This window comes from Fictibacillus phosphorivorans (genome assembly GCF_023715845.1).
GTDB lineage: Bacteria > Bacillota > Bacilli > Bacillales > Fictibacillaceae > Fictibacillus > Fictibacillus phosphorivorans_D.
The window spans coordinates 179,795-205,964 of record NZ_JAMBOR010000003.1; the positions used below are offsets into that span (position 1 = coordinate 179,795).

At 39.9% G+C, this 26,170-nt stretch carries 29 protein-coding genes; 9 read left to right on the forward strand and 20 right to left on the reverse strand.

What is annotated here, in order from left to right:
- The first annotated feature begins 149 nt into the window (after nucleotides 1-149).
- From M3206_RS03965 to M3206_RS03975, 3 genes are all read left to right on the forward strand, one after another.
- Nucleotides 150-578, forward strand: coding sequence for an HIT family protein (locus M3206_RS03965; protein WP_425590705.1), 429 nt, complete (start codon nucleotides 150-152; stop codon nucleotides 576-578).
- A gap of 85 nt (nucleotides 579-663) precedes the next feature.
- Nucleotides 664-1,740: a 3-phosphoserine/phosphohydroxythreonine transaminase gene (gene serC / locus M3206_RS03970; protein WP_251311207.1), complete on the forward strand. Its 1,077-nt coding sequence runs from the start codon at nucleotides 664-666 to the stop codon at nucleotides 1,738-1,740.
- 118 nt (nucleotides 1,741-1,858) lie between these two features.
- Complete coding sequence (locus M3206_RS03975) at nucleotides 1,859-2,371, forward strand: tryptophan transporter (RefSeq protein ID WP_251311208.1); 513 nt, start codon at nucleotides 1,859-1,861, stop codon at nucleotides 2,369-2,371.
- 26 nt (nucleotides 2,372-2,397) lie between these two features.
- On the opposite strand, the gene M3206_RS03980 is transcribed toward M3206_RS03975, so the two are convergent.
- On the reverse strand, nucleotides 2,398-2,826 hold the full coding sequence (locus M3206_RS03980) for a YkvA family protein (protein ID WP_251311209.1): 429 nt from the start codon (nucleotides 2,824-2,826) through the stop codon (nucleotides 2,398-2,400).
- A gap of 363 nt (nucleotides 2,827-3,189) precedes the next feature.
- Between M3206_RS03980 and M3206_RS03985 the strand changes: the two genes are divergently transcribed.
- Nucleotides 3,190-3,468, forward strand: coding sequence for a YtxH domain-containing protein (locus tag M3206_RS03985; RefSeq protein ID WP_251311210.1), 279 nt, complete (start codon nucleotides 3,190-3,192; stop codon nucleotides 3,466-3,468).
- Nucleotides 3,469-3,679: 211 nt separating this feature from the next.
- Nucleotides 3,680-4,261: an HTH-type transcriptional regulator Hpr gene (locus M3206_RS03990; protein ID WP_251311211.1), complete on the forward strand. Its 582-nt coding sequence runs from the start codon at nucleotides 3,680-3,682 to the stop codon at nucleotides 4,259-4,261.
- Here the strand turns inward: M3206_RS03990 and M3206_RS03995 are convergent.
- Both M3206_RS03995 and M3206_RS04000 read right to left on the reverse strand, forming a co-directional pair.
- Nucleotides 4,252-4,593 (reverse strand): DUF1878 family protein, encoded by a 342-nt coding sequence (locus tag M3206_RS03995; RefSeq protein ID WP_251311212.1) that lies wholly within the window; start codon nucleotides 4,591-4,593, stop codon nucleotides 4,252-4,254. The genes M3206_RS03990 and M3206_RS03995 overlap by 10 nt on opposite strands.
- A gap of 214 nt (nucleotides 4,594-4,807) precedes the next feature.
- Nucleotides 4,808-5,383: a YpmS family protein gene (locus M3206_RS04000; protein ID WP_251311213.1), complete on the reverse strand. Its 576-nt coding sequence runs from the start codon at nucleotides 5,381-5,383 to the stop codon at nucleotides 4,808-4,810.
- Nucleotides 5,384-5,473: 90 nt separating this feature from the next.
- Between M3206_RS04000 and M3206_RS04005 the strand changes: the two genes are divergently transcribed.
- A complete protein-coding gene (locus M3206_RS04005; RefSeq protein WP_251311214.1) occupies nucleotides 5,474-5,653 on the forward strand; it encodes a hypothetical protein in 180 nt (59 codons plus the stop codon).
- 213 nt (nucleotides 5,654-5,866) lie between these two features.
- Here the strand turns inward: M3206_RS04005 and M3206_RS04010 are convergent, their stop codons facing one another.
- Nucleotides 5,867-5,953: a YjcZ family sporulation protein gene (locus M3206_RS04010; RefSeq protein ID WP_251311311.1), complete on the reverse strand. Its 87-nt coding sequence runs from the start codon at nucleotides 5,951-5,953 to the stop codon at nucleotides 5,867-5,869.
- A 96-nt stretch (nucleotides 5,954-6,049) separates the two neighbouring features.
- Entirely contained in the window at nucleotides 6,050-6,181 is a 132-nt protein-coding gene (locus M3206_RS04015) for a YjcZ family sporulation protein (RefSeq protein WP_285876705.1), read from the reverse strand.
- 205 nt (nucleotides 6,182-6,386) lie between these two features.
- Here M3206_RS04015 and M3206_RS04020 point away from each other — a divergent pair, with 205 nt between their 5' ends.
- Nucleotides 6,387-7,283, forward strand: coding sequence for a peptidylprolyl isomerase (locus tag M3206_RS04020; protein ID WP_251311216.1), 897 nt, complete (start codon nucleotides 6,387-6,389; stop codon nucleotides 7,281-7,283).
- A gap of 390 nt (nucleotides 7,284-7,673) precedes the next feature.
- On the opposite strand, the gene M3206_RS04025 is transcribed toward M3206_RS04020, so the two are convergent.
- The 9 genes from M3206_RS04025 to M3206_RS04065 all read right to left on the reverse strand — a co-directional run bounded on the left by M3206_RS04025 (nucleotide 7,674) and on the right by M3206_RS04065 (nucleotide 19,383).
- Nucleotides 7,674-8,009: a sporulation YhaL family protein gene (locus tag M3206_RS04025; protein ID WP_251311217.1), complete on the reverse strand. Its 336-nt coding sequence runs from the start codon at nucleotides 8,007-8,009 to the stop codon at nucleotides 7,674-7,676.
- Between the two features lie 66 nt (nucleotides 8,010-8,075).
- Nucleotides 8,076-9,383 (reverse strand): MDR family MFS transporter, encoded by a 1,308-nt coding sequence (locus tag M3206_RS04030; RefSeq protein WP_251311218.1) that lies wholly within the window; start codon nucleotides 9,381-9,383, stop codon nucleotides 8,076-8,078.
- A 370-nt stretch (nucleotides 9,384-9,753) separates the two neighbouring features.
- Nucleotides 9,754-10,713: a 3'-5' exoribonuclease YhaM gene (gene yhaM, locus M3206_RS04035; RefSeq protein ID WP_251311219.1), complete on the reverse strand. Its 960-nt coding sequence runs from the start codon at nucleotides 10,711-10,713 to the stop codon at nucleotides 9,754-9,756.
- Nucleotides 10,714-10,850: 137 nt separating this feature from the next.
- Complete coding sequence (locus M3206_RS04040) at nucleotides 10,851-12,218, reverse strand: HAMP domain-containing sensor histidine kinase (protein WP_251311220.1); 1,368 nt, start codon at nucleotides 12,216-12,218, stop codon at nucleotides 10,851-10,853.
- Nucleotides 12,215-12,892, reverse strand: a complete 678-nt coding sequence (locus tag M3206_RS04045; protein ID WP_251311221.1) for a response regulator transcription factor — start codon at nucleotides 12,890-12,892, stop codon at nucleotides 12,215-12,217. Before M3206_RS04045 ends, M3206_RS04040 begins: the two co-directional genes overlap by 4 nt.
- A gap of 79 nt (nucleotides 12,893-12,971) precedes the next feature.
- Complete coding sequence (locus M3206_RS04050) at nucleotides 12,972-15,833, reverse strand: ATP-binding protein (protein WP_251311222.1); 2,862 nt, start codon at nucleotides 15,831-15,833, stop codon at nucleotides 12,972-12,974.
- A gap of 7 nt (nucleotides 15,834-15,840) precedes the next feature.
- On the reverse strand, nucleotides 15,841-17,055 hold the full coding sequence (locus M3206_RS04055) for a metallophosphoesterase family protein (protein WP_251311223.1): 1,215 nt from the start codon (nucleotides 17,053-17,055) through the stop codon (nucleotides 15,841-15,843).
- A gap of 164 nt (nucleotides 17,056-17,219) precedes the next feature.
- Nucleotides 17,220-18,494: an ABC transporter permease gene (locus tag M3206_RS04060; protein WP_251311224.1), complete on the reverse strand. Its 1,275-nt coding sequence runs from the start codon at nucleotides 18,492-18,494 to the stop codon at nucleotides 17,220-17,222.
- The gene (locus M3206_RS04065; RefSeq protein ID WP_251311225.1) at nucleotides 18,487-19,383 is read right to left on the reverse strand and encodes an ABC transporter ATP-binding protein; all 897 of its coding nucleotides are present in this window, start codon (nucleotides 19,381-19,383) and stop codon (nucleotides 18,487-18,489) included. Before M3206_RS04065 ends, M3206_RS04060 begins: the two co-directional genes overlap by 8 nt.
- Before the next feature lie 148 nt (nucleotides 19,384-19,531).
- Here M3206_RS04065 and M3206_RS04070 point away from each other — a divergent pair, with 148 nt between their 5' ends.
- Nucleotides 19,532-19,717, forward strand: coding sequence for a YhzD family protein (locus tag M3206_RS04070; RefSeq protein ID WP_251311226.1), 186 nt, complete (start codon nucleotides 19,532-19,534; stop codon nucleotides 19,715-19,717).
- 29 nt (nucleotides 19,718-19,746) lie between these two features.
- A complete protein-coding gene (locus M3206_RS04075; RefSeq protein ID WP_251311227.1) occupies nucleotides 19,747-20,181 on the forward strand; it encodes a GNAT family N-acetyltransferase in 435 nt (144 codons plus the stop codon).
- Nucleotides 20,182-20,404: 223 nt separating this feature from the next.
- Here the strand turns inward: M3206_RS04075 and M3206_RS04080 are convergent, their stop codons facing one another.
- The 6 genes from M3206_RS04080 to M3206_RS04105 all read right to left on the reverse strand — a co-directional run bounded on the left by M3206_RS04080 (nucleotide 20,405) and on the right by M3206_RS04105 (nucleotide 26,116).
- Entirely contained in the window at nucleotides 20,405-21,889 is a 1,485-nt protein-coding gene (locus M3206_RS04080) for an aldehyde dehydrogenase family protein (RefSeq protein ID WP_251311228.1), read from the reverse strand.
- Between the two features lie 242 nt (nucleotides 21,890-22,131).
- The gene (locus tag M3206_RS04085; RefSeq protein ID WP_251311229.1) at nucleotides 22,132-22,983 is read right to left on the reverse strand and encodes a Cof-type HAD-IIB family hydrolase; all 852 of its coding nucleotides are present in this window, start codon (nucleotides 22,981-22,983) and stop codon (nucleotides 22,132-22,134) included.
- A gap of 153 nt (nucleotides 22,984-23,136) precedes the next feature.
- Nucleotides 23,137-23,505 (reverse strand): YlbF family regulator, encoded by a 369-nt coding sequence (locus M3206_RS04090; RefSeq protein ID WP_251311230.1) that lies wholly within the window; start codon nucleotides 23,503-23,505, stop codon nucleotides 23,137-23,139.
- Between the two features lie 50 nt (nucleotides 23,506-23,555).
- Nucleotides 23,556-24,692 carry a DUF445 domain-containing protein gene (locus M3206_RS04095; RefSeq protein ID WP_251311231.1) on the reverse strand — a complete coding sequence of 379 codons (1,137 nt, stop codon included), beginning with the start codon at nucleotides 24,690-24,692 and terminating at the stop codon, nucleotides 23,556-23,558.
- Nucleotides 24,693-24,765: 73 nt separating this feature from the next.
- Nucleotides 24,766-25,473, reverse strand: a complete 708-nt coding sequence (locus tag M3206_RS04100; RefSeq protein ID WP_251311232.1) for a diphthine--ammonia ligase — start codon at nucleotides 25,471-25,473, stop codon at nucleotides 24,766-24,768.
- Nucleotides 25,474-25,510: 37 nt separating this feature from the next.
- The gene (locus M3206_RS04105) at nucleotides 25,511-26,116 is read right to left on the reverse strand and encodes a polysaccharide deacetylase family protein (RefSeq protein WP_251311233.1); all 606 of its coding nucleotides are present in this window, start codon (nucleotides 26,114-26,116) and stop codon (nucleotides 25,511-25,513) included.
- Between the last annotated feature and the right edge of the window lie 54 nt (nucleotides 26,117-26,170).

The window sequence follows — 26,170 nt, forward strand, 5'->3', positions numbered from 1 at the left end:
AGGAGAGTTCTATTCTATAGGACTCTCCTTCTTTATTTTATTTTGATAATTGTTTATACGTAGATTGAAGATTCAGATTTTCATGAATTGCTTTATTTGTCTCATCGGTAATGTGTGTTATGATAAGTAAAAAAAATGAGGTGAGCTCTTTGTCCCACGATTCAAACTGCATTTTTTGTAAAATTGTAAAAGGTGATATTCCTTCTTACAAAGTGTATGAAGATGAGAATGTTCTTGCTTTTTTAGACATCAGTCAGGTAACCAAAGGACATACACTGATCATTCCAAAAGAGCATTCAAAGGATGTTTTTGAGCTGTCTGAAGAAACAGCAGCCAAGCTTTTTTCTGCTGTTCCTAAAATTGCTTCAAGCATTAAACAAACGTTCAATCCCATCGGTTTGAACTTGTTAAATAACAACGGAGAAGCTGCGGGTCAGTCTGTCTTCCACTATCATATACACTTTATTCCGCGATACGGTTCTGGCGACGGTTTCGGTGCTGTGTGGAAAACACAGGAGCTTCCTGCCGGTGAAATGGCTGAGATCGCTCAATCCATTAAAGTTAACGTCAAGAACTAACACTACATAGTAAAAACTGCCTGTCTTTGTTGAGGCAGTTTTTTCATATTCCAGCAACAGACATCAGAGGAGGAGAAGAGAAGAAATGGAACGCATCTTTTTTCAAGCAGGACCAACTACTCTGCCAAAAGAGGTTATGAAACGTGCTAAGTCAGAGTGGGATGACTTTAAAGAAACAGGATTGAACATCATGGAACACAGCCACAGAGGAGCAACTTATGAAGAGATTCATGAGCAGGCTAAAACGCTTATGCGGAAGTTATTGGACATTCCTGAAACACATGATGTTTTGTTTTTACAAGGTGGTGCAAGCCTTCAATTCGCCATGCTCCCTATGAATTTACTCGGTTCCGGTAAAACAGCTAAATATGTTTTAACGGGATCATGGTCAGAAAAAGCGTTTAAAGAAGCGACTAAAATCGGTTCGGCTGAAGCAGTCGTATCAGGGAAAGAAACAGATTATCGATCACTCCCAGAAGTCGATTATCAAGCAGGTGATCAAGACGCTTATCTGCACATTACTTCCAACAACACGATATATGGGACTCAGTGGCCGGACTTAAATGCATTTTCTCATCCGACTCTTGTTGCCGACATGTCGAGTGACATCATGAGTAAGCCCTTTGATGTATCAAACTATGCTCTGATCTATGCAGGAGCCCAAAAAAATCTGGGACCAGCAGGTGTAACAGCTGTTATCATTCGGAAAGATCTTCTAAAAGAAGATGAGTCGCTCCCTTCGATCTTGTCTTATCATGTACATGCAAAAAGCCGTTCACTTTATAACACGCCCCCTACCTACTCGATTTACCTTCTTAACCTTGTTCTTCAATGGATCGATGAACAGGGCGGTGTTAAAGAGATGGAAACAAGAAACAGAAAGAAAGCAGATATCATTTACCAGGCGATCGACAGCAGCGGTTTTTATAATGGCTATGCCACACCAGAGTCACGGTCACATATGAACGTTACGTTCACTTTAGAGAATTCCGAACTTGAAAAGACCTTTATAAAAGAAAGCGAAGAAAACGGCATCTTTGGATTAAAAGGTCATCGTTCAGTCGGTGGATTTAGAGCATCCATCTATAACGCTGTATCTAAAAAATCATGCGAGAAACTTGCCGATTTCATGCATAACTTTCAGGAAAAATACGGTAAGTAAAGTTCGCACCTTTCAAATTATTAATAACTTTGGTACAGTAGAGGTACTTTCGCAATAGGCCATGAGGGCACTATTGGAAAGAATTAAGGCTAAAAGAATAGCTGAGGAGAGATGAGAAATGAAAACAAAATCATTAGCGTTAACATCCGTACTTATTGCATTAGGGTATGTCTTTCACACCGTTGTACCGCCATTATTCTTTGGAATGAAACCAGACTTGCTTCTGGTCATGATGTTTTTAGCCATCATGCTTGCACCGACTAAGCAAAATGTTTTAATAGCGAGTATGGCTGCAGGTGTTATTTCAGCCCTGACAACCGGAATGGCTGGTGGACAGATCGCAAATATCGTAGAAAAGCCAATAACAGCTTTTTTATTCTTAGGAATGTTTTTATTAGCTCGTAAAGTGAAAGTAAATACTATCAATGTTGTGGTGTTAACGGTTATTGGAACGATTGTCAGCGGAACGTTATTCCTTCTCGTAGCCATGATGGTCGCTGGTCTACCAGGATCATTGTTCAGCTTTATTGGAATGATTGTTTTTCCAACCAGCATTATTAGCGGACTGATCATGTTTTTTATTTTTCCAGTCGCAAACCGATTCTCAAAACGATCAAGCTTAACTGCATAATCATCAATTAAAAAAGCCAGTTCCTTTTAAGGAGCTGGCTTTATATATTGATCTTCTTCCGTCTTTTCTGTCTCTTCCCACGTTTGGAAAGCTGAGATTTCACCGGATAAGGTTCTAAACAAAAACGCCAAAACTGTAGCATCATCCAGTAATCCTACTCCGATTAAGAAATCAGGAACAGCATCAATCGGACTGACAAAATAGAGAAGGCCGGCAACGATAAGAACCATTGATTTGGCAGAGACGTTCCGGTACTCCCCTTTTTTATAAGACCTCACTAATCGTACGAGGGCTTTCACTTGTGCCCCTAAATCCTTTAAGCCTTGCTTATCTGATTGAGATGTTTTGTTTTCGGCTTTTGTAACAAGCTCACCGGTTTGAGTCGAACTTTCTAAAACAGCGTTCGCCTTTTCTTTCATCTTATTAAAATAATTGCCGATCGTATTTTGCTTCAAACCCATTCCCCTCCTGGCCGTTTTTTATATGTATACCCTCTTTTTATATTCTTCGTCAAATATTATATCGAATCCCCTTTTTAAATTTTTTATTTTCTTATCGCCAAAGGTTGTCAACAATCTGCTAAATCAGACAAACAGTGAGATACACCGTAACTATTATTAAAACGATAAAAAGCAAACTAATACCTCTCCACTCTAGGGTTTTATCCAAATTGACAGACAACTTTCTAAATCGTATACATGTCCAAACATGCCGAAATCTATCGGGAAATATTTTTATATTCGTCATTATTTTTCATAGGATAATAAGAGATATTCACGAATTTATTAGATAATAAAAGAATGAGGAGGAATTTTAAGATGTCTAAATCAAAATCCATGGTAGTAGGTTTCGCATTAGGAACGGTAGTGACAGCAGCAGCTACTTTACTTTCAACGCCTAAAGCAGGTAAAGAGGTAAGAAAAGATCTGAAAGAAAATATGGATAAAATGAAATCTACATTCTCCAGCATCAAACGCGACGGTATTCAGCTCAGAGCAAAGATTAAATTTACCAATCGAGCAAAAGAGGAAGCGATGCAAGAAACAGCCGCTTCTACGATCGAAACCATGGATGAAGTAGAGCAGGAAACAAAATAAACAGCAAAAAAATTCTCCCACAGTGGGGAATTTTTTTGATGAGATATCAAACTTATAGATTCTCTATCTTTATCACTATATCTGCTAAAAGTTATAATTCAAATTTACTAAATAATAAGCAGAAATTGAAAATTTTTACTTTCTTATTATAGGAAATACTGGCATAATGAGGGATAGGATGTGTTTTATAAGATGGAGGGGCATTTTAAAAATGAACAAAGATCAATTATATAGTTTTCAAGAGGCCATGATCTATAGTCACAAACTTTCTCAAATTAGTAAAGCACTATGGAAGAGTGTAGAAAAAGACTGGCAAAACTGGATTAAAGATTATGGATTAAACATTAACGAACACCATATCCTTTGGATTGCTCATCATCTGGAAGGTGCGTCCATTTCAGATATCGCGAAATTCGGTGTAATGCATGTATCAACTGCCTTTAATTTTTCAAAGAAACTTGAAGAACAAGGCTATCTTACATTTTCTAAAAAGGAAGACGACAAACGAAACACATACATCTGCTTAACGGATAAAGGTGAAGAACTTTTATTACAAACGTTAAATACATATGATCCAGCAAAATTCGGTGTATTCAGCGCATCAATGCCGATTAAAGAACTTTTCGGGAAATTCCCAGAGTTCCCTGAGCTGATGTCGATCATCCGTAATCTATACGGTGAAGACTTCATGTCTATCTTTAACAAGCTGGAGGAAAAAATCGAAGCAACGATCGAAGAGCAAGCCGCTGCTCCTGTTATCGCAGCTGAAGAAATCGCTTCTTCTCATTCATAACGAAGAGAAAGTTCATAGAGCTTTTCCATTAAGGAAACAAATTTTTCCTGATTCAGTAATGCCAGGATCGTTTCTCGAGGACTAAGCTTTGGTGTCAACATACCAGCAAAATGAATCAGCAAGTGTGTGTAATGAACAAAACCTGCTTCTTTTTGCATAAAAAATATTTTTTCAAGCTCATCGCAAAGCTGAATGATATCATTCACTTCTGTTTCGGTGAGCTTTTTTTCCATGACGAGTCTGAAGAATGGATAAGAAGTAAGATCGACACTTTCGATCGTTAGCATATTATAAAATTCCAATCGTTCAAGCCTCTCTTCAACCGTCTCCATACATACCCTGCTTTCTAGTCATACTCTGTCTATATTATAATCCAACTTTCCCCATTTGGATATGGTTTTAAATTTTCTAATAAATCGCTATTTGATTGAATAAAGACAAGGTTACAGATGCAAAAAACGAGTGCTAAGAACTGAAATCCCCCCATGCAAGCAACACAAAAACACTCTGGCCCGCTATAATTGTGAACCAGAGTGTCTCTTACTTTTATTTCGTATATACGCCTAACTGAATAGAGTTCTTCTTTAAATCAAACTCCTCTGCTTTAACTGCATAGCCCGGTTTAGTAGGCATGTCCGTTATCCTCATCAAGATGCTTTCATCTGCAGGATATACATCTACCCATTCTGGAAACTTTACCGTATTCTTAATCAGTTTAAATACCTCTTCCCCAGGTAAAGGAAGACGGCCAACTTGTATATCTTTTTCGTTTAACAACAGGTCCCCATTGTCCAGAACTTCAGGCTCGAAGGTAACTTGATAAGGAAGTTCTCGATTAAAAGCCACAAACGACCCATTCAGCACCGCTTCATCCCGAAGATTAACATACACATTTACATTAGGAGCTTTTTTCTTCAGCTCTTTATTCAGCAAATCTTCCACCTGTTCTTTTTCTGTATGTATGCTTAATAATTTTTGATTAGGACGAATATCTGAATCTAGTGAACTTCTATTCAAATGACCGTTTTTTGGATCTGTAAAAAGTAAAATGATAACCGTCGCAGGAATGGCTATGATGATTAATAATAATATAAAGAATGCTGCTTTCCATTTATTACGCATCTTCTCTCCCCTTGTTGAAAGTATTTTTCCTATTCATATTCCTCATATTTTGGTAAAGTTAAACAAGTAGTTCATGTTGGAGGTTTTAGAATGGCTGGCTATTTATTTGTTTTTTTAGCACCTGTATTTTTATATGTATTTAACGCACTCACATACAAGCTCTGTGATAAAAAGAACTTGTCCACAAAACAGGAAGATTCGGTTTATCGCACAATCAATGTTTCTATCACTATTCTTCTCATTTCTTCTTACATTTCAAACGTTTTTTAAAGAAATCTTTGCTGGCTGTTATTTTCAATCCTTCTGATCATGCAAATAATAAAGGGGGAACCAGTACTGCATTCCCCCTTGTTTAACCTTAACATACATATTGCTGCACCTAATTGATCAAGAGTAGTTTTAATAAACACTAACAAATCTGCTTACTTCGTTCAATCTACACATCCTTTTCAAAATGAAAAGACTGCAAGATTAGTTCTTAAATTAGCAGAAACAAGCAGCACCTACGATAATCAATAAGATAAACAACACTACAATTAAGGCGAAGCCTCTTCCATGTCCGTAGCCCATGTTGCCACCTCCTTCATCAGTCTGTACACTATCCTATGCATCATGAGTAAGACACGCATAGGCATCTGCCCTCATAGGCTGAAATTTCTACCTTCATCATTTACAGTGAGATGCTCCTATAATGATGAGAAGGATAAATAAAACAATAATGACTGTAAATCCTCCCCCACACCCGTGACCATAACCATAACCGTAACTCATCATCATACCTCCCTTTTCTTTCTCCATATCATATAGTGATGCGCCCTGTTTTGATTAGACGAATGTCCCGGGTTTTAAAATTTTTTTAGGAAAATTCATTAATTTACGCTAAAACAGACAATATATAATGTGTAAATTTTCTCATATTTCATTTATTGAATAGGAATACGCACAACGTTTATGCTATAGTTAGAGTTGTTAAATTATTACTTCACAGTAGGAGTGTTTGAAAATGAAAAAATGGATGTTATCTTTAGGGCTCACAGCGGGACTTATTTCTCTATCCGCTTGTAATAACGCTGGTGCTGACTCAGAAGCAATTGTTGAATCTAAAGCTGGAGATATCACTAAAGAACAGTTTTACAATAAAATGAAAGAGCAATATGGTGATCAAGTACTAAACCAGATGATCGATGAAATGGTACTTGAGGATAAATATAAAGTTACCGACAAAGAGATCGATAAAGAAATCGACAAGATCAAAGAAGAGCTTGGCGGAGAAGAAGCTTTCAAACAAGCGCTTGAACAAAACGGTTTATCGGATGAGAAACAGCTAAAAGAACGCGTTAAGTCTATGCTTTTAAATGAAAAAGCAGCAACAGAAGGCGTTAAGGTTTCTGAAGATGAAATGAAGAAAGTATTCGAAGAAAAGTACAAAACAGAAGTAAAAGCTAGCCACATCTTAGTTGACGATGAAAAAACAGCTAAAGAAGTACAGAAGAAACTTAAAGAGGGCGGAGATTTTGCTAAATTAGCAGAAGAATACTCTAAAGACCCTGGTTCTAAATCAAAAGGTGGAGACCTAGGCTTCTTCGGTAAAGGTGCTATGGTTCCTGAATTTGAAAAAGTAGCGTTCACTCTTGATAAAGGTGAAACAAGTGATCTTGTTAAATCTGACTATGGTGTTCACATCATCAAAGTAACGGACAAGCGTGAAAACAAGTTCGAAGACAAAAAAGAACAAGTTGAACAAGAATTAAAACAGCAAAAAGCGAAACCAATAACAGAAATCTTAGAGAAGCTTCGCAAAAAAGCTGACGTTAAGATTAAAGATAAAAAATTAAAAGAAAAGATCGAAAAGAAGGCTGAACAACCGCAGCAACCACAGATGCCGCAACAACAGCAATAATTTCGATAAACCAGGTCTCTAATCAGTGGCCTGGTTTTTCTTTGTCATTATATAGGGGGCTGACTAATTTCAGTCTCTTTTAAATTGGATCAAAAGAGTTTTTAAAGGCATTTACGGTACGTGTTTTTTTATTCTGTTACACGTTCGCGCAAGATGATTTGCTTTTCGCGCAGAAAGGGTGAGTTTCGCGCAGACTTACTCATACAACCCTTACTCAGCACTAAAAACAGCTTGATAGGTGGTTATTTTTGCTTGGGACCTTAAAAAGTGAATGCCTCATCTGATTTCATCTGGTTTTGGTTCATCAAAACATCCTTTTTAACTTGCTATATATAAAAAAAGGGACCTGAACTCAAACGTTTTTATACTTTTGAGTCAGCCCCTATTTCCTTATTCACCAGACGCTTTCTGCTCTGGTTCATGTTCACTATCACTTGACATCATGTTAAATTGCTCATTCATTTCCTTTGCTTCCTCATGGGCTCTCGCCAACTCCAAGCGTTTCATGTACACCTTTCCTTCTTCCTCGATCAATTTTTGTTCGATGGTTCGTTCTTCCTGGAAAAGAGTCGTAGCCTTATAACCGCTATAAATAATGCCGCATAATACAAAATACATCCACCATGGAGTCATTACAAAGAACGCACTTACCCCTGCTGAGTATTCTTTCAGCACAAATGCAGCAATGAGTATCGCACCAAAAAATAAAGCAGCATATCCTTTCATCGATAAACTCCCCCTTTTGTTAGACAAGCTTTTACTATAATCTATGAGGGAGTCTGATCAGATATGTCACGAAAGTGCAGGTTTTGCTTTTGTTTCAGCGTTTGAACGTGTTTTTGCTTTTCTATCAAATGCCCGGAACATCACGTAGTAGATTCCTGCAGCTGCTATCGCTAGAATAAAGAGTAAGTAAAACGTGTTTTCGAAGCCGATCCACATCGTTAATGGAATAGAGATGGGCGCTATCGTACGTCCGATTGAAAAACGAAGACCCGCTGCCGCAAAGTATTGTCCTCTCATATTCTCAGGTGCCAGCTTCGAAATAAAGCTTTCCTGAATCCCTACGACCATCAGTTCAGCCGTCGTAAAAATCACCATCGCTGCAAACAACACCCACATCATAGTCGTCCCGCCGAACACAAGCATCGATATACCGTAAAGAATCGAAGAAAGAATAAAAACCCTTCCTTCTTTAAAACGATTCATCCATTTGGCCATCCAAACCGTACAAAGGGCAACCATTAATCCGTTTAGAGAGATTAAATAGCCGAAAACTTTTTCGCCCGTTAATTGAAGATCCCAGTTTCCAATTGCAATAAGCGTTTGTTCGGGAACTTTCTCCGTTAGATAGACAGCCAATAATAGGTCCATCTGCATGAATGTTTGAGCGACAAGGATTCCCGCTAGAATGAAAAGTAAAAATAACTTGTCACTAGCTATCACTCTATAGTCCTTCATTTGTTCCCAAACGGCTTCATGCCATTTTTTATCGGATCCTACTTGCTCCAAAATTTCTTTTTTAACCGGTACCGTTTCTTTAACGAATTTTGCTAGAACACATGCCAAGATAATGCTTCCTATTAAACAGGCAAGAAGCAATTCAAAGCGATAAGAAAAAAAGAATATACTTCCTAAGACCGGTCCGAATACCACAGATATGTTGATGGATGTGTAGAATACAGCAAAAACTTGTGAACGATGCTTCTCTTCTACTACATCAGCAATCATGGCATGACTCGCTGGCCAATACAAAGAGCCAAAGAGGCCTAATGCTGAAAAAGCGATGAACGTTAAAACAGGGGAATCCAACCATGGCGAGTTAGCCAATACGAAGAACACGAACGAGGCAGCTTGCCCCCATGCTGCAATAACCATCATCTTTTTGCGCCCAAACCTGTCTGCACAATAGCCGCCGACCAGGTTCGTGATCACCCCAATTACCTGTGAGAGTACAAGCAAGATACCAGCAGTTTGTTTTCCCAGCTCATCTGAAAAATAGATCGCCATAAACGGGAAGAACATCCAGAATAATAGATTTACAAAAAACTCTCCGATTAAACGTACTTTAATGTTAGTATCCCAATCTTTCCATTTCATGTTGCTCACTCTTTTCTTGTAATGTAAATGCCAAACCTTTATCAATTTTCACCTGTCTTTTGACCGCTATGGAATAAATGGGATTCCGACTAAAAACAGAAAAAAGCCCATGAATAAGCACCTTTTGCATGTGCATACCACAGACTTTTTATAAAAGGCTGAAGATGACACAAGAAAGATCGCTCAAAAGAAGGTAGAATGCATAGCAAAATAAGCCTTTCCTCAAATGAGGATGGGTCGTTATTTAGCCTTGCTTTCCTGCCTTAATTTGAACAATGCTTTTCATGAGTCATTGCCTCCTGATCGTTGTTTTATATTTCCAATTCCAAATCTAACATAATTTCAAACTTTTCACAATCTTTTTTGAAGGTTAATTTTTGGCAAATTCTGCTTGGAAAAGAGGTTTATACAGGGAACGGTTTTCTAAGGCAAACTGCTTCTCTGTAAACTCTCCTGGCTGTACCTTTTCAAGCGCTCGATCCATCATGTTCATTCTTGCGTCAAAATTATCGATCATATGAAGGATCTCTGCTTCTCTGATCAACGGCTGTTTCGGACTACCCCACTCTGGCTTACTATGGTGACTGAGCACGAGATGCTGAAGGACTGTTACTTCCTCACCTTCAATCTCTAACTCTTTTGCCGCCATTCCAATCTCATTTACCATGATTGAAATATGACCTAGTAACTTACCTTCTAACGTATAAGTCGCTGCAACCGGTCCAGACAATTCGATCACTTTTCCAAGGTCATGCAGAATGATTCCTGCATACAGAAGATCGGTATCTAAGGAAGGGTATAGGTTGCTGAACGCTTTAGCCACATTAAGCATGGATACAACATGATAAGCGAGTCCTGAAACGAATTCATGATGATTCTTAACAGCTGCCGGATATTCCAAGAAATCCGTTTGATATTTCTTAAGCAGATGTCTCGTAATTCGTTGGATATTCGGATTTTTCATCTCAAATATGTATTGTGTGATCGTCTCTACCATTGCTTCTTGTGTAAGTGGGGCGGTTTCAAGAAAATCGCTTATCTTTACGCCGTCAAGTTCCGTTGCAGGGCGGATTGCTTTTAGCTTAAGCTGCATTTTCCCTCTGTAGTTGCTCATTTCGCCTGAAAGCTTCACAATGGCTTGCGCTGCATAAAGCTCCTCATCCTCAGGTGAGCTGTCCCACAATTTTGCTTCTACATCTCCAGACTGATCTTGGAGGATCAACGTTAAAAATGGCTTTCCGTTACTGGCAGTTCCTCTTACAGATGATTTAACGAGAAAAAACCCGTCTACCATTTCTCCTACCTTATAAAAAGCTAGTCCTTTTTTCATATTCCACCCCGCCTTTCTTTGATATAAGTATAGCATATCCGCTAATTTTTACGGTACGTGTTCTTTTGGTTGTTCTATGATCGTTCAAGATAGACCAACTTTCGCTCAAACTTTCAAAACGTTGTCATGATAGATGATTATTCTTCTTTGTGCTTGTCCTCTAGAGGTAGTTTAATCTGAAAAGCTACACCATTGTTCGTATTGTGTGCGGTTGCTTTGCCTCCGTGCAGCTCAGCAATCCGTTTAACAATAGCGAGCCCAAGGCCAAACTGTCCTTTGTTTCCTTTTCGGAACGGTTGAAAAATCTCTTCTCCTGTTACGTCTGTCAGCTGCTCACCATCATTAAAAACTTCGACAATGAAGTAGCTGCCTTTATGGAAAGCTGATAATCGTATCGTCTCACTCGCATAACGGAGTGCGTTTTGAACAAGATTATCGAGAAGGATGCTCCATTGTTCATGATCGCCGTTAATTTTATAATGGTTACCTGTGATCTCGAAGTTAATATCCTCACGCTGATATCTGAAACGTTCAACGATATCTTCAGCCAGATCACCGAACTCAAAGGTCTCTTTTGATATAACATCTAGCTTCATCGCATCGAGCTTTGTATAGTACAGCATGTTTTGAACACGCTTTTCCATTCGCTGTGTCTCTTTTAAGATTACATCCATCATGCCTTCAGTCGTCTCTTTTGGCATGATGCCATCTTTAACAGACTGGGCATAGCTTTTGATCGTCATGATCGGTGTTTTCAGTTCATGAGAGGCGTGCTGAATAAATGTCTTTTGGGCATGATCATGCCTCAGGAGGTTTTGCCTCATCTCCTCAAATTGTTTTGAAAGGACATAGAACTCGTCATCCCCTTTCCAATGAAAGGGTTCTTGCCAGTTCCTTTTTGCGATTTGCTCAAAACGCTTTCCTAAAATGGTCAGCGGTGAGCGAAGATATCGTGCCAGCCAGATCGCTGGAATAATGGAAAAGATCCCTGTAAATAGCAAGATCAAAACAAGTCTCAGCCACAGTCTATTAACCATCTGATCCCGGTAGGAATCCCACATATATGAGATTAGATAGACTGCTTCTCCCTTCGTGTTCATCGTTCCTTTAGAGATTACATAAAAGAGAGTCGCATCTTCATACGTTAACTCATATCTGCCTTTATTCTCTTTTTGTTCATACGCCTTTTCCGCCATCTCCACTAATACTTCTTCAGGAACAGGATCCCCTTGAGAGTTGGCATACTGATCGATGATTAAGAAATGACCGACAGACCGTTCTGCATTTCGCCTTTCGATAAAATCAACCGAAGATTCCCCTTTTTGAGGAAACTGCCTTTGTGGATCACGCACTCTCTCTTGTTCATTTTCAATAATTCTGTATGTTTCTTCTGTCAGTGTATCCTTAATGGACAGTGGATAAATAATGGCTGTCAATAGGCCGATCGTAAACAGAAGAAGCCCGAACGAAAGCCAAATGCGCTGCGTAAGATTTAGCCGAATCATGACGGGATGATCCTGTATCCAGCACCATAGACGGTCTCTAAGTTCAGCCGCGGCATCTTTTTGCGCACACGTCTGATCACATCATCTACAGCACGTTCAGATCCAAAGTAGTCATCTCCCCAAACATATTCCAGGATTTCTTCTCTTTTTCGGGATTTACCCTTGTTCTCGATTAAATAAAGCAAGACGTCTATTTCTTTACCGGTTAAATTGATGATGTCTCCGTCCCGAGTAATTTTTCTTGAGATCGGATCGATCGTATACCCTGTAATCTCAATGATCTGCGGCATTCTGTTGCCTGTTTCATAAACTCTTGTTAATAGTTTCTTGACGCGGATCACAAGCTCTCTTGGCATGAAAGGTTTCGCGAGATAATCATCACTTCCCAGCTCAAGACCCACAATTCGGTCAAGGTCCTGATCTCTTGCAGAAATGAAAATCACGGGTATATCCGAATTCTTTTTAATATCTTTGATCATTTCATAGCCGTCCATCCCCGGAAGCATGATATCTAGTATCCAAAGATGTGGAGGGGATCCTTCTGACTTCTCTAATGCTTCTTCTCCATTATGAAAAACAGACACATTCCATCCTTCTTTTTCCATATAAGCTTTTAAGACATGTGAAAGATCTTGCTCATCCTCTACTAAGTAGATCGTATACTCATTTGACATGGGCATTTCCCCTCCTCCAATTATTTTTGCTAGTTATAAGGAGTCCATTTTCGCTCAAGGTTGCTTCAAAAAGTAGCATTTATTTTTCAGCCAAAACCGAACGGTCCGGCCAGTGGATAAACGGTACATTTGGTACAAGCACTTCTAAATGCGCGTGACAAGTAAAAAATAGAACCTGTCTGTCACGTGCGATCTCTTGAATCAATGACAGCGTACGACGTGTTCGGTTTTGATCGAAATTCACCGCGATATCATCCATAAAAATCGGGAATTCATCAGGACCCGCATTGGCTGCAACAGCCAGTCTGATTGCTAAATAAACCTGCTCTGCGGTTCCCCTGCTCAACTCATGTGGATAAAAGCGCGTCCCATCTGCCTTTAAAACGATTAGCTCATTGGCATCTGTAAATATGATAGATTGATATTCACCTTCTGTTATTTTACTAAAATAAACACTCGAAGTCTCTAAAACTGCTGGCAGCTTCGTTTTCTGGTAATCTTCCTTCACCTTCTGTAAAGCATGTTGAGCAAGACGCATGGAAGCCCATTTCTTAACAAGAAGATTCCATTCATCCTTTAGCAGTTCGTACCGATGTAAATGCTCTGAGTACGAACCATCTTCTAAAAGATTCTTCATTTGCCAAAGTAGTTTTGCTTTCTCTTCTGTAGCAGCGGTGTGTTCATTTTTATGACGTTCTTCTTTTCTTTCAAGCTCCTCAAAAAGCTGGACCGTTTCCTCGTATTTCTCTGTCATCTTTTCAGCCATCGTTTGAATGTCGTTGGGGTCAAATCCAAGCGAAAGCAACTGATTATTTAGTGCACCAAATTCATTTGATACTTTTATGAACGCATCCGCTTTTCTGCCTGCTTCATAATAAGCTTCTTCTGTATCAACACCTGCTTCATCCCATAATTCAGCTATTCGATCGTAAATACTATCAATCTGTTTGGATAAAGCGTCTTTTCGTTCTGTGAGCTCTCTATAGCTTTTTCTTAAATGTTCTCTTTCCGTTTTGTTTTGCACCTGTGTTTCTAGTTTTTCATGCATCGTTTCAATCAGCTGTGAGAAGTCTCTACCAGCTTCTATTTCTAAGTGAAGTGCAAGTTTTTCAGCGGCATGATTTAAACGTGAGAGTTCGGCCTTTGTATTCTCCCGTTTCTTGATCGTATTTTCTTTTTGTTTCATCACTTCTTTTATTTTCATGAGACTATTCATATAGCCTGATACCTTCAGCTTTTCTTTATCACCATCATATCCGCACTGTTCAGCCCAGGCTTCTGCTCTGTCATACACTTTTGCTTCTTCTACCTCTAAATAATCCAGCTGTTTTGCGATTTGCAAATACACCTTATACTCATGCTGAAGTGCCGCTGTTAGCTGAATCCAAAGCTTGCGATTTTCCTCGTCCTCAAGATACCGCTGATTCGTAATCAGTTTATCTCCTTGTGGAACAGCTCTTTTCTTACCGGTGAAGATTGCAAGACCTCCCGCTAGGAGAAGGAGCAGAATTCCAGCATACATGACTGCTTGGTTTTTTGACGACCACCCAGACCAGATCAGAACAACCGCCGAAATAACAGGCAGCATCCAAGCGTATGCAGGAAAAGCTTTCGTTTGATCCTTCTTGTTTCTTTCTTGTTCATACCGAGTCAGTTCTTCATCTGGTAGAAGCAACGCTTTCCGTTCGGCTTCCTCTTTTTCGAGACTCTCAAGTTTTACTCTGGAATCTTCTAAATCAGCTTCTAACCTTCTCTTTTTATCCAGTATCGCATGATATTGTTTTAGTAGTTCCTCGTGCTCGTGAAGTGAAGATAATGAAAGTGATAACTCTTTTAGCTCTCTTTCATGCCAAGTTTCTCCAATCGCATCAAACAATCCAGTTTCTTCCTCATGCCACTCATCTATTTGGCTATTAAGTTGGTTGATCTGCTCTTGTAAATGCTCATATTGTGGGATTTGGTTAAACAATTGTTTAATTTCTTTTTCATGAGAAAGTAAACGCTCATCTGTTTCTAGCATTTGCTGATCATTGATTATTTTGTCTAGACGGTCTTCGATATACTGCAATTCTCCATTTAAGAGTGAGACTTCTTTTTGCCATTGCTCGTACCGCTGGATACCGTTCTCTGGAAAAGTCAATTGTGTAGTTCCGAATGACTTAAGCTCGTGATTCAGCTGTTTAAACTTCTCTAAAACAGGACGCAGCTCAAACAATCGTTTAATTGATCTTAACTCTTTTTGAATAAGTTCAAGATCTCGGCTCGTCTCTTCTATTTTCGTTTCAAGAGATTCTTTCTGGTTTTCGATCATTTGATAGTTTTCATTTTTTTCTTTAAGCTTTTGAAGGGATTGAGCTTCACCCTTCAAATGCTCCAACTTCTCGTTAATAACAGGCTTTTTTCCGGCTTTTTTAAACAGAGCCGATTGTTTCTTTTCAAAGGTCTGTTCAATTTCCAACAGGTCTCGATCACCCGAGATTGCCGTACTCATCAAGAAGTTTCCCAATTCTTCAGACGTTAACTTATCAAGCTTCTGCAGCCCGTCAAGACCAAAACAATACGCACCAGTAAACAAAGACTGATCCATTCCATCTAGTAATTGACTTAAGAAAAGCTCCTCTTTTTGCTGGCCAGATTCATTAAAAATGGTTACGTCCCCCGAAGCTTTTGTCCCAGAAACTCGTTCGATCGTCCATATTCCAAGTTCCGGATGTTCAACTGTCATCTTTCCGCCTGCACGATTTCCATTTTTAGGGTCATACTGCCGCTTTGATTGGTTCTTTAAAGGAAAACCGAAAAGCATACATTTTATAAAATCCATTAATGTTGTTTTCCCTGCTTCATTCTCACCAAAGAGCAATTGAAAACCTGAACGATCCAAAGTCAGTTTACAATCTTTTAATGCACCAAAATGATAGATATGCAAAGCTAATATTTTCATATTTCACCTATCCTTTGTACAGTTCTGCTAATAACAGCTGCTCGGCTTGTTTCTTAACATCTTCCCAATCTTTTTCATCAAGTGTAAGAAATTTTCTCGCTGTTCGATGCATTTTCAAATCAGACAAAGCCCTTTCAATCTCTCGTTCGTCTTGCAGGACGTTCATCATATCTTGAAAAAATGGAGATTGCTTAATCGCTAACTCATCATGAGTAACGGGCAGAATATCATTTTTTAATGAAACGACATGTACGAACGAGCCTTCTGTATCTTCTTCCCTCAATATTTCCTCTAAGTCCTCTAAGAAAACGCCGTCCAGCAGTTCTTCATAAAGCGGAGTAGCACCGGTTAATCGAATCGTAAGAAAAATACCTTTATACAAAATTCTGTATGTATCTTTAATTTTTTCACATCGTGTAATCACTTCTTGCAGATTTTCAGCTGTATCACATTCAACCATGGCTTCATGCCATTCTATATCGGAAGTTGCATGAAAAACACTTGAAGCCTCACTGCCGTTAAGCGTAACGATATATCCGCCTTTTTCTCCTGTTTCACCGCTATGTCTTCCCTGGATATTCCCGGAATAACGAACAGGCGGTTCAACCTGAAGGTCCATTTTTTTATGAATATGTCCAAGAGCCCAGTAATCATAGCCCTTTTTCAAGAGCTCAGATATTAAAAACGGTGCATAGCGGCTGTGTCCGCTGTATCCATCAGCTTGTCCGTGTAAAATACCGATGTGATACAGATCGTCTTTCTTTTCTGGAAAATGAATCGTTCGGTTGTCTGTTACAGCAGATGTTTCATAACTAAATCCGTGAAGGCAAGCAACTTTCTCCCCTTCCCTTTCATAATAATAGGTCTGAATGTCTTTCCCTTGGAAAAAGTGAACATTCTTCGGCCACTCTAGTTGAACCCACTGACCATCCAATGGATCATGGTTGCCGTGAACTATGTAAACTTCTATATGATTAGCCGCTAGTTTTGCAAAACAATTCTTCAGAAAAAACTGGGCTTTCAAACTCCGCTGACCACTATCATAGAGATCACCAGCGATGATCACAAAATCTACTTTTTCCTTGATCGCGATATCAACAAGTCTATTGAACGACAAGAAGGTGCTTTCAACAAGACGCTTCAGCATCCCTTCCGGCAACGAGGTAAGCCCCTTGAACGGACTATCTAAATGAAGGTCTGCACAATGTAAAAACTTTATCATTTTACTCATCCTCTTTTTCTACCATTCTTCCCCTCATTTTAACATATATACGAAAACACGTTCGCTCATTAGATAGTTGTTTCTGTTTTGAGAACAAATTTTTTTAATAAAAAAAACTGACGCTAAAGGTAAGATTTCAGCCTTTCGAGTCAGTTTTTTCCATATTACAGTTCAGTAGTATCTCTTTTTTCTTGTTTTGATAATAGAAGTGCTTGTTTGAACAATTTTAAGGAAGGTGCATTTCCGTACATTAGAACTCCTCCTCGGTAAACCCGTGCGCCGATCATTGCAAAAAGAACGATCGCACCAACCAGAACACCAATTCCTAGCGCTATTTCCCACACTGGCAGCGAAAGCATACCAACACGAAGCAGCATGAGCATAGGTGTGAACAGCGGGAAATAGGAAGCTGCTGTTACAAATACTGATTCTGGATTTTCTCTGCCGTACATAGCAATCATGAAGGCAGCGACGATCACGATCACCACTGGCGTCATTAGATTATTTACCTCTTCTACCCTGCTGATCAAAGAACCCATCATAGCAAAGAGAGTAGCATAAAGGAAGAATCCTAGTATAAAGAATACTAGTGCATAAACAACTAATGAAATTGGTATTTCGTTGAGATTAAGTTTTTGGATAATACTTTCGCTTCCACTCAGGTTTTCGTTCAGCTTTACTGCTGCTAATCCCCCAGCTATAAATAACACAAGCTGTGTCAGTGCGATCAGAACGATCCCAAAGATCTTACCAAACATCTGCTTGACAGGCGATACAGATGAGATCAGGATTTCCATTACCCTAGAAGACTTTTCTGTTGCTACTTCAACGGCAATCATACTGCCGTACATCATAACAGTCATATACATGAAAAACAAAACCACGTAAACAAGTATATAGACTTGTGCGGCTTCTTCTTCACTTTTGGCCGTTGATGAAAGAGATTCTTTTTCAAACGATACAGGGAGGTAGATCGCTGCGAGCTGTTCTTGATTTAATCCGATTGTCTCTGCTGCCATCTTATTTTTAATCTGCTGTAAGGCATTCTCTATATCGGTGATCAGACTCTGCTGTGTAACGTCTTCCGCTTTATATTTCCCTGTCACGATGCCTGAAGCATCTTTTTCCAAGACTAGAAGACCGTCTAGCTTACCATCAATGACCGCTTTTTCCGCTTCACTTTCAGACTTCTTGTAGCTTTCAAGTTTCACGTCATCTCCGGCTTGCTTTAACTGTGCTTGAAGAGCAGGTAATGTATCTCCTGTTTTATCGATCACGCCTACTTTCGCTGCATCGTCTTCGCCGAATAGTTTAGTAATTTCATTCATGTTCGTTACGACGAATAACAAAGCGATCGTAATAAGAGTTGTGATGATGAACGGTTTCGACTTTATCTTAGACCGGTATGTATGCATCATGACCGTAACAAACTTACTCATGAACCACACCTACCTTTTCAATGAAAATATCATTTAATGAGGGCTCCTCAAGTTCAAACTTTCTCACAAAGCCTTTTGATTGAACAGCTTTGAACAAACTGTGTGCAACTTCTTCTCTTTCCACTTGGAGCGTAATACCATCAGCTGTCATGCGGTGACTGATCACGCCACTAGTATCCTTTAAATACGTAAGATCAAAGTCTGCTTTGACAGAAACATTCTTCTTTCCAAACGATCTCTTAATCTCTTTTAAGTTGCCCTGTACGACCGACTTCCCTCTATGCATGATACATAAATGCTGACAGAGTTCCTCGACGTGTTCCATTCTGTGGCTGGAGAATACGATCGTCGTTCCTTCTTTTTTCAATTCGTGAACTGCATTCTTTAGTAGTTCAACGTTTACGGGATCTAGTCCGCTGAACGGCTCATCCAAGATTAATAGTTCTGGACGATGAATAACGGCTGCGATAAACTGTATCTTCTGCTGATTCCCCTTAGATAGTGATTCTACTTTTTTGTTCAAGTACTCCTCTGCACCAAAACGATTAAGCCATTTATCCGCTTGTTCTTGAATAAGGGAACGCGACATTCCGCGAAGCTGCCCTAAATAGATCAGCTGTTCCTTTACGGTAAGTTTAGGATAAAGTCCTCTCTCTTCGGGTAAATAACCGACAAGATCACTCGTTTGATAAGAGATCTCCTTCTGATTCCAAGTAATCGTTCCTTGAGTGGGCGTTAATAATCCGAGAATCATTCGGAATGTAGTGGTTTTACCAGCACCGTTCGCACCTAATAAGCCAAAAATCTCACCTTTTGGAATTTCTAAATTCAGTCCTTCGACTGCTGTAAAAGTACCAAATTGTTTTCTAACACCTTTTATCTGTAGCATCAACTTCCCTCCCCCTGTAAAAGATACCATATTATACCTAATACGGGGAACCTTATCATTGGTTTCATTAAATTTATTTAAGATCTTGCAGGAAAAAAACGGCGAATGTTGAAATCACTTTTTAGATACGAAAGGAGTTAGACTTCTCATGAATACCTATGCATTAACTGCTTACGAAAAGAACGGCGAAAAGATCTTAGATGAAACCATTACAGCATCAAATGACACTGAAGCAAAAAAACGTGGAGAAGCCCGTCTGGCTGAATTAAACATGCAAGAAAAAACGCATCGTCTGACTTCACCAAAGGGACAGCTACTTCTTTTCCATCGCTAATGAAACTCATGGAAACGAGGGGAAAAACAGTGAGTGAAGTTATCATTCGAGAAACACGTTATGAGGACAGCTACGAACTATCTTTATTAATGGGTGAGCTTGGATATCCGACAACTCCTGAAGAAATGACGGAGCGATTAGAAACTCTTCTTCCAAACGAAGCTTATGCCTGTTTTGTGGCATGCATAAACGATCAGGTGATTGGTATGATCGGCCTGATGAAAGGTTTGTACTTTGAGAAGAATGGCTGTTACGCCAGAATTACTGCTCTGGTTGTAAGTGAAGAATTCAGAGGAAACGGCATCGGCAAGCAGCTTGTCCGCTATGGAGAAGAGTGGGCAAAAGAACAAGGAGCGACGGCTATCTTGCTGAACAGTGGAAAACAAAGGACCGATACCCATGAGTTCTATCGAAGTTTAGATTATGATGATACAGGTCTTCGTTTTATAAAAGTGATGCTTTAAGTGGTTAATTTCCGTTCCAGGTGGCTTCGCTTTCCGCGGGGCGTGCGGTGAGCCCATTGCCGCTATACGCATGAAGGGTCTTATCTGACCGCTCGTCCCGCTGGAGTCTCACACCTTACACTTCAATCAAAATATCAAAAAAAGAAAAACCGGGTGCTGGATCATGGCACCCGGTTTTCCTATAGTCCGATCAATGTATTGACCCCCGTAATATCTATGTTGTTTATTTAAGGTTAACCCACACGCTCTTAACTTCTGTGTAATTGTCCAAAGCATAAGATCCCATCTCACGGCCGATACCGGATTGCTTATATCCTCCGAATGGCGATGCGGCATCAAATGCGTTGTAGCAGTTCACCCAAACTGTACCTGCACGCAGTTTGTTAGATACATAGTGAGCTGTTTTTAAATTCTCTGTCCAAAGTCCTGCAGCAAGTCCATACTCAGAATCGTTCGCACGAGCGATAACATCATCTAAATCATCAAACGGCATTGCAGCGACAACTGGTCCAAAGATTTCTTCTTTTGCGATGGTCATCTTATCATCAACATCAGCAAAAATCGTAGGCTCTACGAAATAACCTTTCTCAAAAGGAACAGATCCTCCAGAAAGGAGCTCAGCACCCTCATCTTTTCCTTTTTGGATGTATCCTAATACACGGTTATGCTGTTCTTCGGATACAAGAGGTCCCATTGTAGTATCAGGATCTAATCCAGGTCCTTGCTTGATCTTTTTAGCATGTGACACAAGGTCAGCTACTACATTATCAAATGATTTCTTCTGGATATATAAACGTGATCCCGCACAGCAAACTTGTCCTTGGTTGAACATGATTCCGCTTAACGCTCCTGGAATCGCACGGCTCATGTCAGCATCCGGCAAGATGATGTTCGGAGACTTTCCACCAAGCTCCAGTGTTACACGCTTCAATGAGTTAGAAGCATTGCGCATGATCAGCTTACCAACTTCAGTTGATCCAGTAAATGCAATCTTGTCCACATTTGGATGGTCAACTAGAGCTGCCCCAGTATCACCAGCACCGGTTACAACGTTCAGTACGCCTTCAGGGAACCCAGCTTCTTTAGCTAATTTAGCAAGGTATAATGCAGAAAGTGGTGTTTGCTCAGCAGGTTTTAATACAACTGTACATCCAGTCGCAAGTGCTGCACCAAGCTTCCAAGCTGCCATTAATAACGGGAAGTTCCAAGGAATGATTTGACCAACTACCCCTAGTGCTTCATGGCGCGTATAGTTGAAGAAGCTTCCTGCAACAGGAATCGTTTGACCAACAATCTTTGTCGCCCACCCTGCATAGTAACGGAAATGCTCAATCGCTAACGGAACATCAGCGTTCATCGTTTCACCGATCGGCTTCCCGTTATCCAATGTATCAAGCTGAGCTAACTCTTCTTTATTTTCTTCCATTAAATCAGCGAGTTTGTAGATTAAGTAACTGCGCTTTGATGCAGGCATCTTCGACCAATATCCTGTTTCGAATGCTGCTCTAGCCGCTTTAACTGCTTTATCGATGTCCTCTGGTCCACCTTCAGAAACTACCGCAAGGACTTCTCCATTCGAAGGGTTTAATGTTTCAAATGTTTTTCCGCTTGCTGAGGCGACCCATTCACCATTAATAAAATGCTTTTTTGTTCCGTTAAGGAATTCGGCCACCTTTGGTTTTAATTGTAAGTCTACTGTTTTTTCCATTTGAATCCTCCCTTTACAAAGTGAATCTTACGTAAATATAATTCGTCACGATTCATGAAAACCCTTTCATTTTCTACAAATGTAATACAAATGAAACGTTTCCGACTAAATTCGTCATATTTTTTGCAGAAAATGCAGGGTTTTGTAGGGTGGGATATGGCTGGAGGTGTTCCCCCTACAAACAGAAAAAGAGCCCTTCTCGGACAAATAGCATCCATAAAGGCTCTTTTTTCATTAACATGTTATCTTTTCATGGTCTGGAATCGCATTTGCTTTCGGAATACTTCTTTTATCATGTAAGGAACACCTAACTGGTCGTTCGTGCGTGTGATCCACTTTGCTTTCTTCTTTACTTCTTCTGGCGCATTCGCCATCGCTACGCCTAGCCCAACGAACTCGATCATATCCATATCATTGTAAGAGTCACCGATCGCTACCATTTCATTAGGAGCGATCCCGAGCTTTTCACCTAGGAACCGCAGTGCATTTCCTTTGGTTACTTTTTTCGCTGTAATCTCCAAATTGCATTTTGACGATGAAGAATACTCAAAGTCTGGCATGTGTTCTTTTAAGTACTTGATCGCCGACTCGCATTCTTTTTCATCAAAGAATTGAACATCCATCTTAGGCGGTGATACTTCTTGCGATAAAATGTAGTCTCCTAAGTTCTCAGTGAAAGATACCGGATAGAATAACGGATCACCGGTGCTTAGCGTTAGTTTTGCGACAAGCTGGCTCTTCTGCTTCAGCTGATTTCCGATCGAAAACCGCTCGTGTACAACTCTCATATGGCATTCGTAGTTCTCAAGAATATCTACCATTCTGTAGGTATCCTCTACAGACAACCGGTTTTCTTGAAGCGGTTCGTCAAGAGATGAAGCAATGAAACCGCCATTGTGGCTGATGAGGTAATTATCGATTTTTAGTGCTTTTGCGATCTTTTGTGTGGATGGAAAGCTCCTTCCCGAAGCAAGTGTGACATAGACCCCTTTTTGCTGCACATAATCAATGGCTTCTTTCGTTTCTTTATCGATACGGAAATTGCTTCGCAGTAGGGTTCCGTCGATGTCAATCGCCAGTAAACGGTATACCATGTTGCTCCCCCCATTTCGCGAAAATAAAGTATAAGAACTCGAGTTAAGTCTATGACTTTTATACATGCTTTAGAACGCTGACAAGCCTAGAAACTTATACACATAAAAAAACCCCTGCTTCCATTTAGGAACAGGGGTTCAGCATTATAATGACTATTGCTGTTGTCCATCTTCTTCAACCATTGGTCCGTAAAGCTCTTCCAAAGGTTTTGTGATCACTTTGTTCAGATCGTTGATGATCGTGCTCATGCGCTGTTCAGCTGCCATAAGCTGAGAGATTGTTTCATTTTGCTGAACTTCAGCAAATAGCTTTTGTGCTTCTTCAATCTCTTCTTGTGTCACTTCTTGTCCGCTCATTTGCTTCTGCTGAAGATTTACTTGAATATCGCGGAATTTGCCAAATAGTACTTTTGTTTCCGGATTATTATTAACTTCATCATAGCTATTTTTTAAAGCTTGGAAGTCTTCACTGTTTCTTAGTGCTTGTTCTAGATCGTATGCAACATCATACACGTTTGCCATTGGTATAAAACCTCCCATGAATTAAAGTACGGTACCCACTATAACAGACTCTACAAAAATAGTACAAGGATAGCTTGAACGAGACCAATAATTCCCCCTAAAAGCGCTCCGAGCCACGTAATCATTTTCAGTTCGCTCTTTGCTATGGAGATGATGATCTCTTCTAACCGCTGAAGCGAGAAAGTCTCGACTTGTTCTTCCACGATTTTCGCCAAATGCATCTTCTCAAGAAGTACTTCAAGTCTCGCAGCAAAAAGATTGAGTCCCGCAGCAACTGCTTTTGGTGTCAGTTCATTGAGTACCCATCCTTCGATTGTTTCTGCCAATGTGCTGAGAGGTGTGTCTAAATATTCTTCGATCGGCAGTCTTTTCGTAATTTCTTTTGCGAGAGCTGTGGTAATATCCGGTACATTCAGCATGCCAACAGCTTCTCCCATCCTTTTTTCCATAAAGCCACGGTACTCCTGCTGAAGCAGTTTCAACAATGTCTCTTTTGTATTGTCATGTTTCAGAAATTTTATAAGTTCTGGCTGTACTTTTTCAGCAATACTGACGTTTCCAAAGAACATCGAAACCATATTTACGAGCATGCCTTTATCCATTAAAAAAGCGTCTATTCCGCTCGCTAAAGCCTTTCTTCCTTCTGGACTCTCTAAATAAAGCACACCTTTGTTCAACAGCCAGTCTACAACTTCAGGCAGCTTTTCCTCACCTGCTGCTACAAACTTTTCAGGCAGCACGTCCTTCATTTCTTTGCTGTCTGAGTCCTCGAGCATTTTTTTCATTCTGTTCACGAGCCACGTTTCAGTTGTCGTTTGGATTCGGCTTTGAACATCTTCCACACCAAAGTCTTTTTTTAACAGTTCTTTTAATGTGATGTCGCTCTGTAAAAATCGTTTAACCTCACCTTGAACAAGTTCTGTCATCTCTGAGCGAAAGCCTGATTCGTTCATTTTCGTCTGGACACCTTCTGCTGTCAGGAGATGCTTCGTAACGGTTTCTCCTAATTGAACAGCTAACTGGTGCCTTCTTTTTGGAATGAGTCCAGGAGTAAAAGGTACTTTGAATTTACCAATATATATAGTATTAAATGGTCTGAAAAGCATTTTAATAGCAATCAAATTCGTTAATCCGCCAATAAATGCTCCGACAATGACCATGGTTGTCAATGTAAGCCACATATTCATAGCATTCTCTCCATTACTGCTTAATCTATCTTTCTAAGTATACGTCATTATAAAAGCTCCAAGCAATTTGGACCTAAGGCTTACTTTCACCACCATTGTTTGAAAGCAGGTCGACATAATAAAAGCGGTCTTTACCTGTATACATATCTTTTGCGAGTCTGAACGCACCTAACTGATACGCAATTGGAAAAGAGAAGTTCGGCCCATTAAACACAAATGTGTGAAATTCTCCGTTTTCCCCACATACGTCATATTCTTTCGGATAATCTAAAATAAACTGTTCATCAATTACCCTTCCTATATAGGATGAATCGATTTGATGAGTATCTACACAGCAAACGACCGTTTTAAAACCGCTATCTACGAATTCATGGATCAGCTCTTTCGAATCTTCTCCCCAAATAGGAAAAACAGGGGTCAGTCCTGTTCCCTCGAGCATTTTTTCACGATACGTCTTAACATCCTCTAAGAAAATATCACCAAACATGATGTAGGAAATCTCATCATCAATTATTCCATCAACCGCTTCCTCCATTCGCTGTTGATAGACTTCATTCACGCAATCACGCGGGATCCACACTTTCCGAAGAGGGATGCCGAGAGCTTTGGCTTGTTCCTCCAGCATATGGTTCCGAACCCCGTGCATCGTCGTTCGGTCATAGTCTTCCGTTAGCGTAGTCAGCAGGGAATCGATTTCCCACTCACCCGATTTCTGCAATCTATGTAACGCTAGAACAGAGTCTTTCCCACCGCTGAATGAAACCACAATTTTTTTCTTCATACTAATCCTCTGCCTTTGCATCATTATTTTTCTTCATTTATAAAGGCGGCAACTCGAACGAATAGCCCTCCGACTTCAGTTCTGTTATCAATTCATCTAAAATGGTTACCGTTTGTTTTAGTTCATGTAAAAGAATAATAGATCCATCCTCTGCATAATTAAGGATGTTATGAACGATATGACCAGGATTTTCTTTATGCTCCCAATCGAGGCCTGCTACTTCCCATAAACACGGGACTAGATCTAACTCCTTTAGCACATCAAGTGTATCTTCATTAAATTGACCATAGGGCGGACGGAAATATTTCATCTGTCGGCCGGTTATTTGTTCAATATGCCGCTTATTCGATAGGATGTCATGGAACTGCTCCTTGCGAGAGAGTCTTGTCAGGTCTCTATGTCGTAATGAATGGCCGCCTATTAGATGTCCATCATCGAGCACCCGCTGCCAAGGACGGTTTTTGTGCAACAATCGAGACTGCCAGAAGAAGATCGCTTTTACATCGTGTATTTTTAACCTATCTAAAATGGGCACTAAAACGGAAGAAGGTCCATCATCAAATGTAAGTATAAGAGACTTTGAACGTTGATGAGCCCATTTCTGTTGATTGGTCCATATCTCTTTGTTATTCCAGTCGTACACGACCGTAGATGATGTGACTCAAGGGCATTTTCTCATCCATCTCTCCTCCTTCTT

Bases quoted from the DNA above. Each gene is read 5' to 3' on its own strand.
- M3206_RS04025 (WP_251311217.1), bottom strand. From the start codon at position 8,009: ATGAAAGGATATGCTGCTTTATTTTTTGGTGCGATACTCATTGCTGCA.
- M3206_RS04085 (WP_251311229.1), bottom strand. From the start codon at position 22,983: ATGGTATACCGTTTACTGGCGATTGACATCGACGGAACCCTACTGCGA.
- M3206_RS03975 (WP_251311208.1), top strand. From the start codon at position 1,859: ATGAAAACAAAATCATTAGCGTTAACATCCGTACTTATTGCATTAGGG.
- M3206_RS03995 (WP_251311212.1), bottom strand. From the start codon at position 4,593: ATGGAGACGGTTGAAGAGAGGCTTGAACGATTGGAATTTTATAATATG.
- M3206_RS04090 (WP_251311230.1), bottom strand. From the start codon at position 23,505: ATGGCAAACGTGTATGATGTTGCATACGATCTAGAACAAGCACTAAGA.
- M3206_RS04030 (WP_251311218.1), bottom strand. From the start codon at position 9,383: ATGAAATGGAAAGATTGGGATACTAACATTAAAGTACGTTTAATCGGA.
- yhaM (WP_251311219.1), bottom strand. From the start codon at position 10,713: ATGAAAAAAGGACTAGCTTTTTATAAGGTAGGAGAAATGGTAGACGGG.
- M3206_RS03990 (WP_251311211.1), top strand. From the start codon at position 3,680: ATGAACAAAGATCAATTATATAGTTTTCAAGAGGCCATGATCTATAGT.
- M3206_RS04045 (WP_251311221.1), bottom strand. From the start codon at position 12,892: ATGTCAAATGAGTATACGATCTACTTAGTAGAGGATGAGCAAGATCTT.
- M3206_RS04015 (WP_285876705.1), bottom strand. From the start codon at position 6,181: ATGGAGAAAGAAAAGGGAGGTATGATGATGAGTTACGGTTATGGTTAT.
- M3206_RS03985 (WP_251311210.1), top strand. From the start codon at position 3,190: ATGTCTAAATCAAAATCCATGGTAGTAGGTTTCGCATTAGGAACGGTA.
- M3206_RS04055 (WP_251311223.1), bottom strand. From the start codon at position 17,055: ATGATAAAGTTTTTACATTGTGCAGACCTTCATTTAGATAGTCCGTTC.
- M3206_RS04100 (WP_251311232.1), bottom strand. From the start codon at position 25,473: ATGAAGAAAAAAATTGTGGTTTCATTCAGCGGTGGGAAAGACTCTGTT.
- M3206_RS04000 (WP_251311213.1), bottom strand. From the start codon at position 5,383: ATGCGTAATAAATGGAAAGCAGCATTCTTTATATTATTATTAATCATC.
- serC (WP_251311207.1), top strand. From the start codon at position 664: ATGGAACGCATCTTTTTTCAAGCAGGACCAACTACTCTGCCAAAAGAG.
- M3206_RS04010 (WP_251311311.1), bottom strand. From the start codon at position 5,953: ATGGGCTACGGACATGGAAGAGGCTTCGCCTTAATTGTAGTGTTGTTT.
- M3206_RS04050 (WP_251311222.1), bottom strand. From the start codon at position 15,833: ATGAAAATATTAGCTTTGCATATCTATCATTTTGGTGCATTAAAAGAT.
- M3206_RS04095 (WP_251311231.1), bottom strand. From the start codon at position 24,692: ATGAATATGTGGCTTACATTGACAACCATGGTCATTGTCGGAGCATTT.
- M3206_RS04065 (WP_251311225.1), bottom strand. From the start codon at position 19,383: ATGCTACAGATAAAAGGTGTTAGAAAACAATTTGGTACTTTTACAGCA.
- M3206_RS04070 (WP_251311226.1), top strand. From the start codon at position 19,532: ATGAATACCTATGCATTAACTGCTTACGAAAAGAACGGCGAAAAGATC.
- M3206_RS04060 (WP_251311224.1), bottom strand. From the start codon at position 18,494: ATGAGTAAGTTTGTTACGGTCATGATGCATACATACCGGTCTAAGATA.
- M3206_RS04020 (WP_251311216.1), top strand. From the start codon at position 6,387: ATGAAAAAATGGATGTTATCTTTAGGGCTCACAGCGGGACTTATTTCT.
- M3206_RS04005 (WP_251311214.1), top strand. From the start codon at position 5,474: ATGGCTGGCTATTTATTTGTTTTTTTAGCACCTGTATTTTTATATGTA.
- M3206_RS04040 (WP_251311220.1), bottom strand. From the start codon at position 12,218: ATGATTCGGCTAAATCTTACGCAGCGCATTTGGCTTTCGTTCGGGCTT.
- M3206_RS04080 (WP_251311228.1), bottom strand. From the start codon at position 21,889: ATGGAAAAAACAGTAGACTTACAATTAAAACCAAAGGTGGCCGAATTC.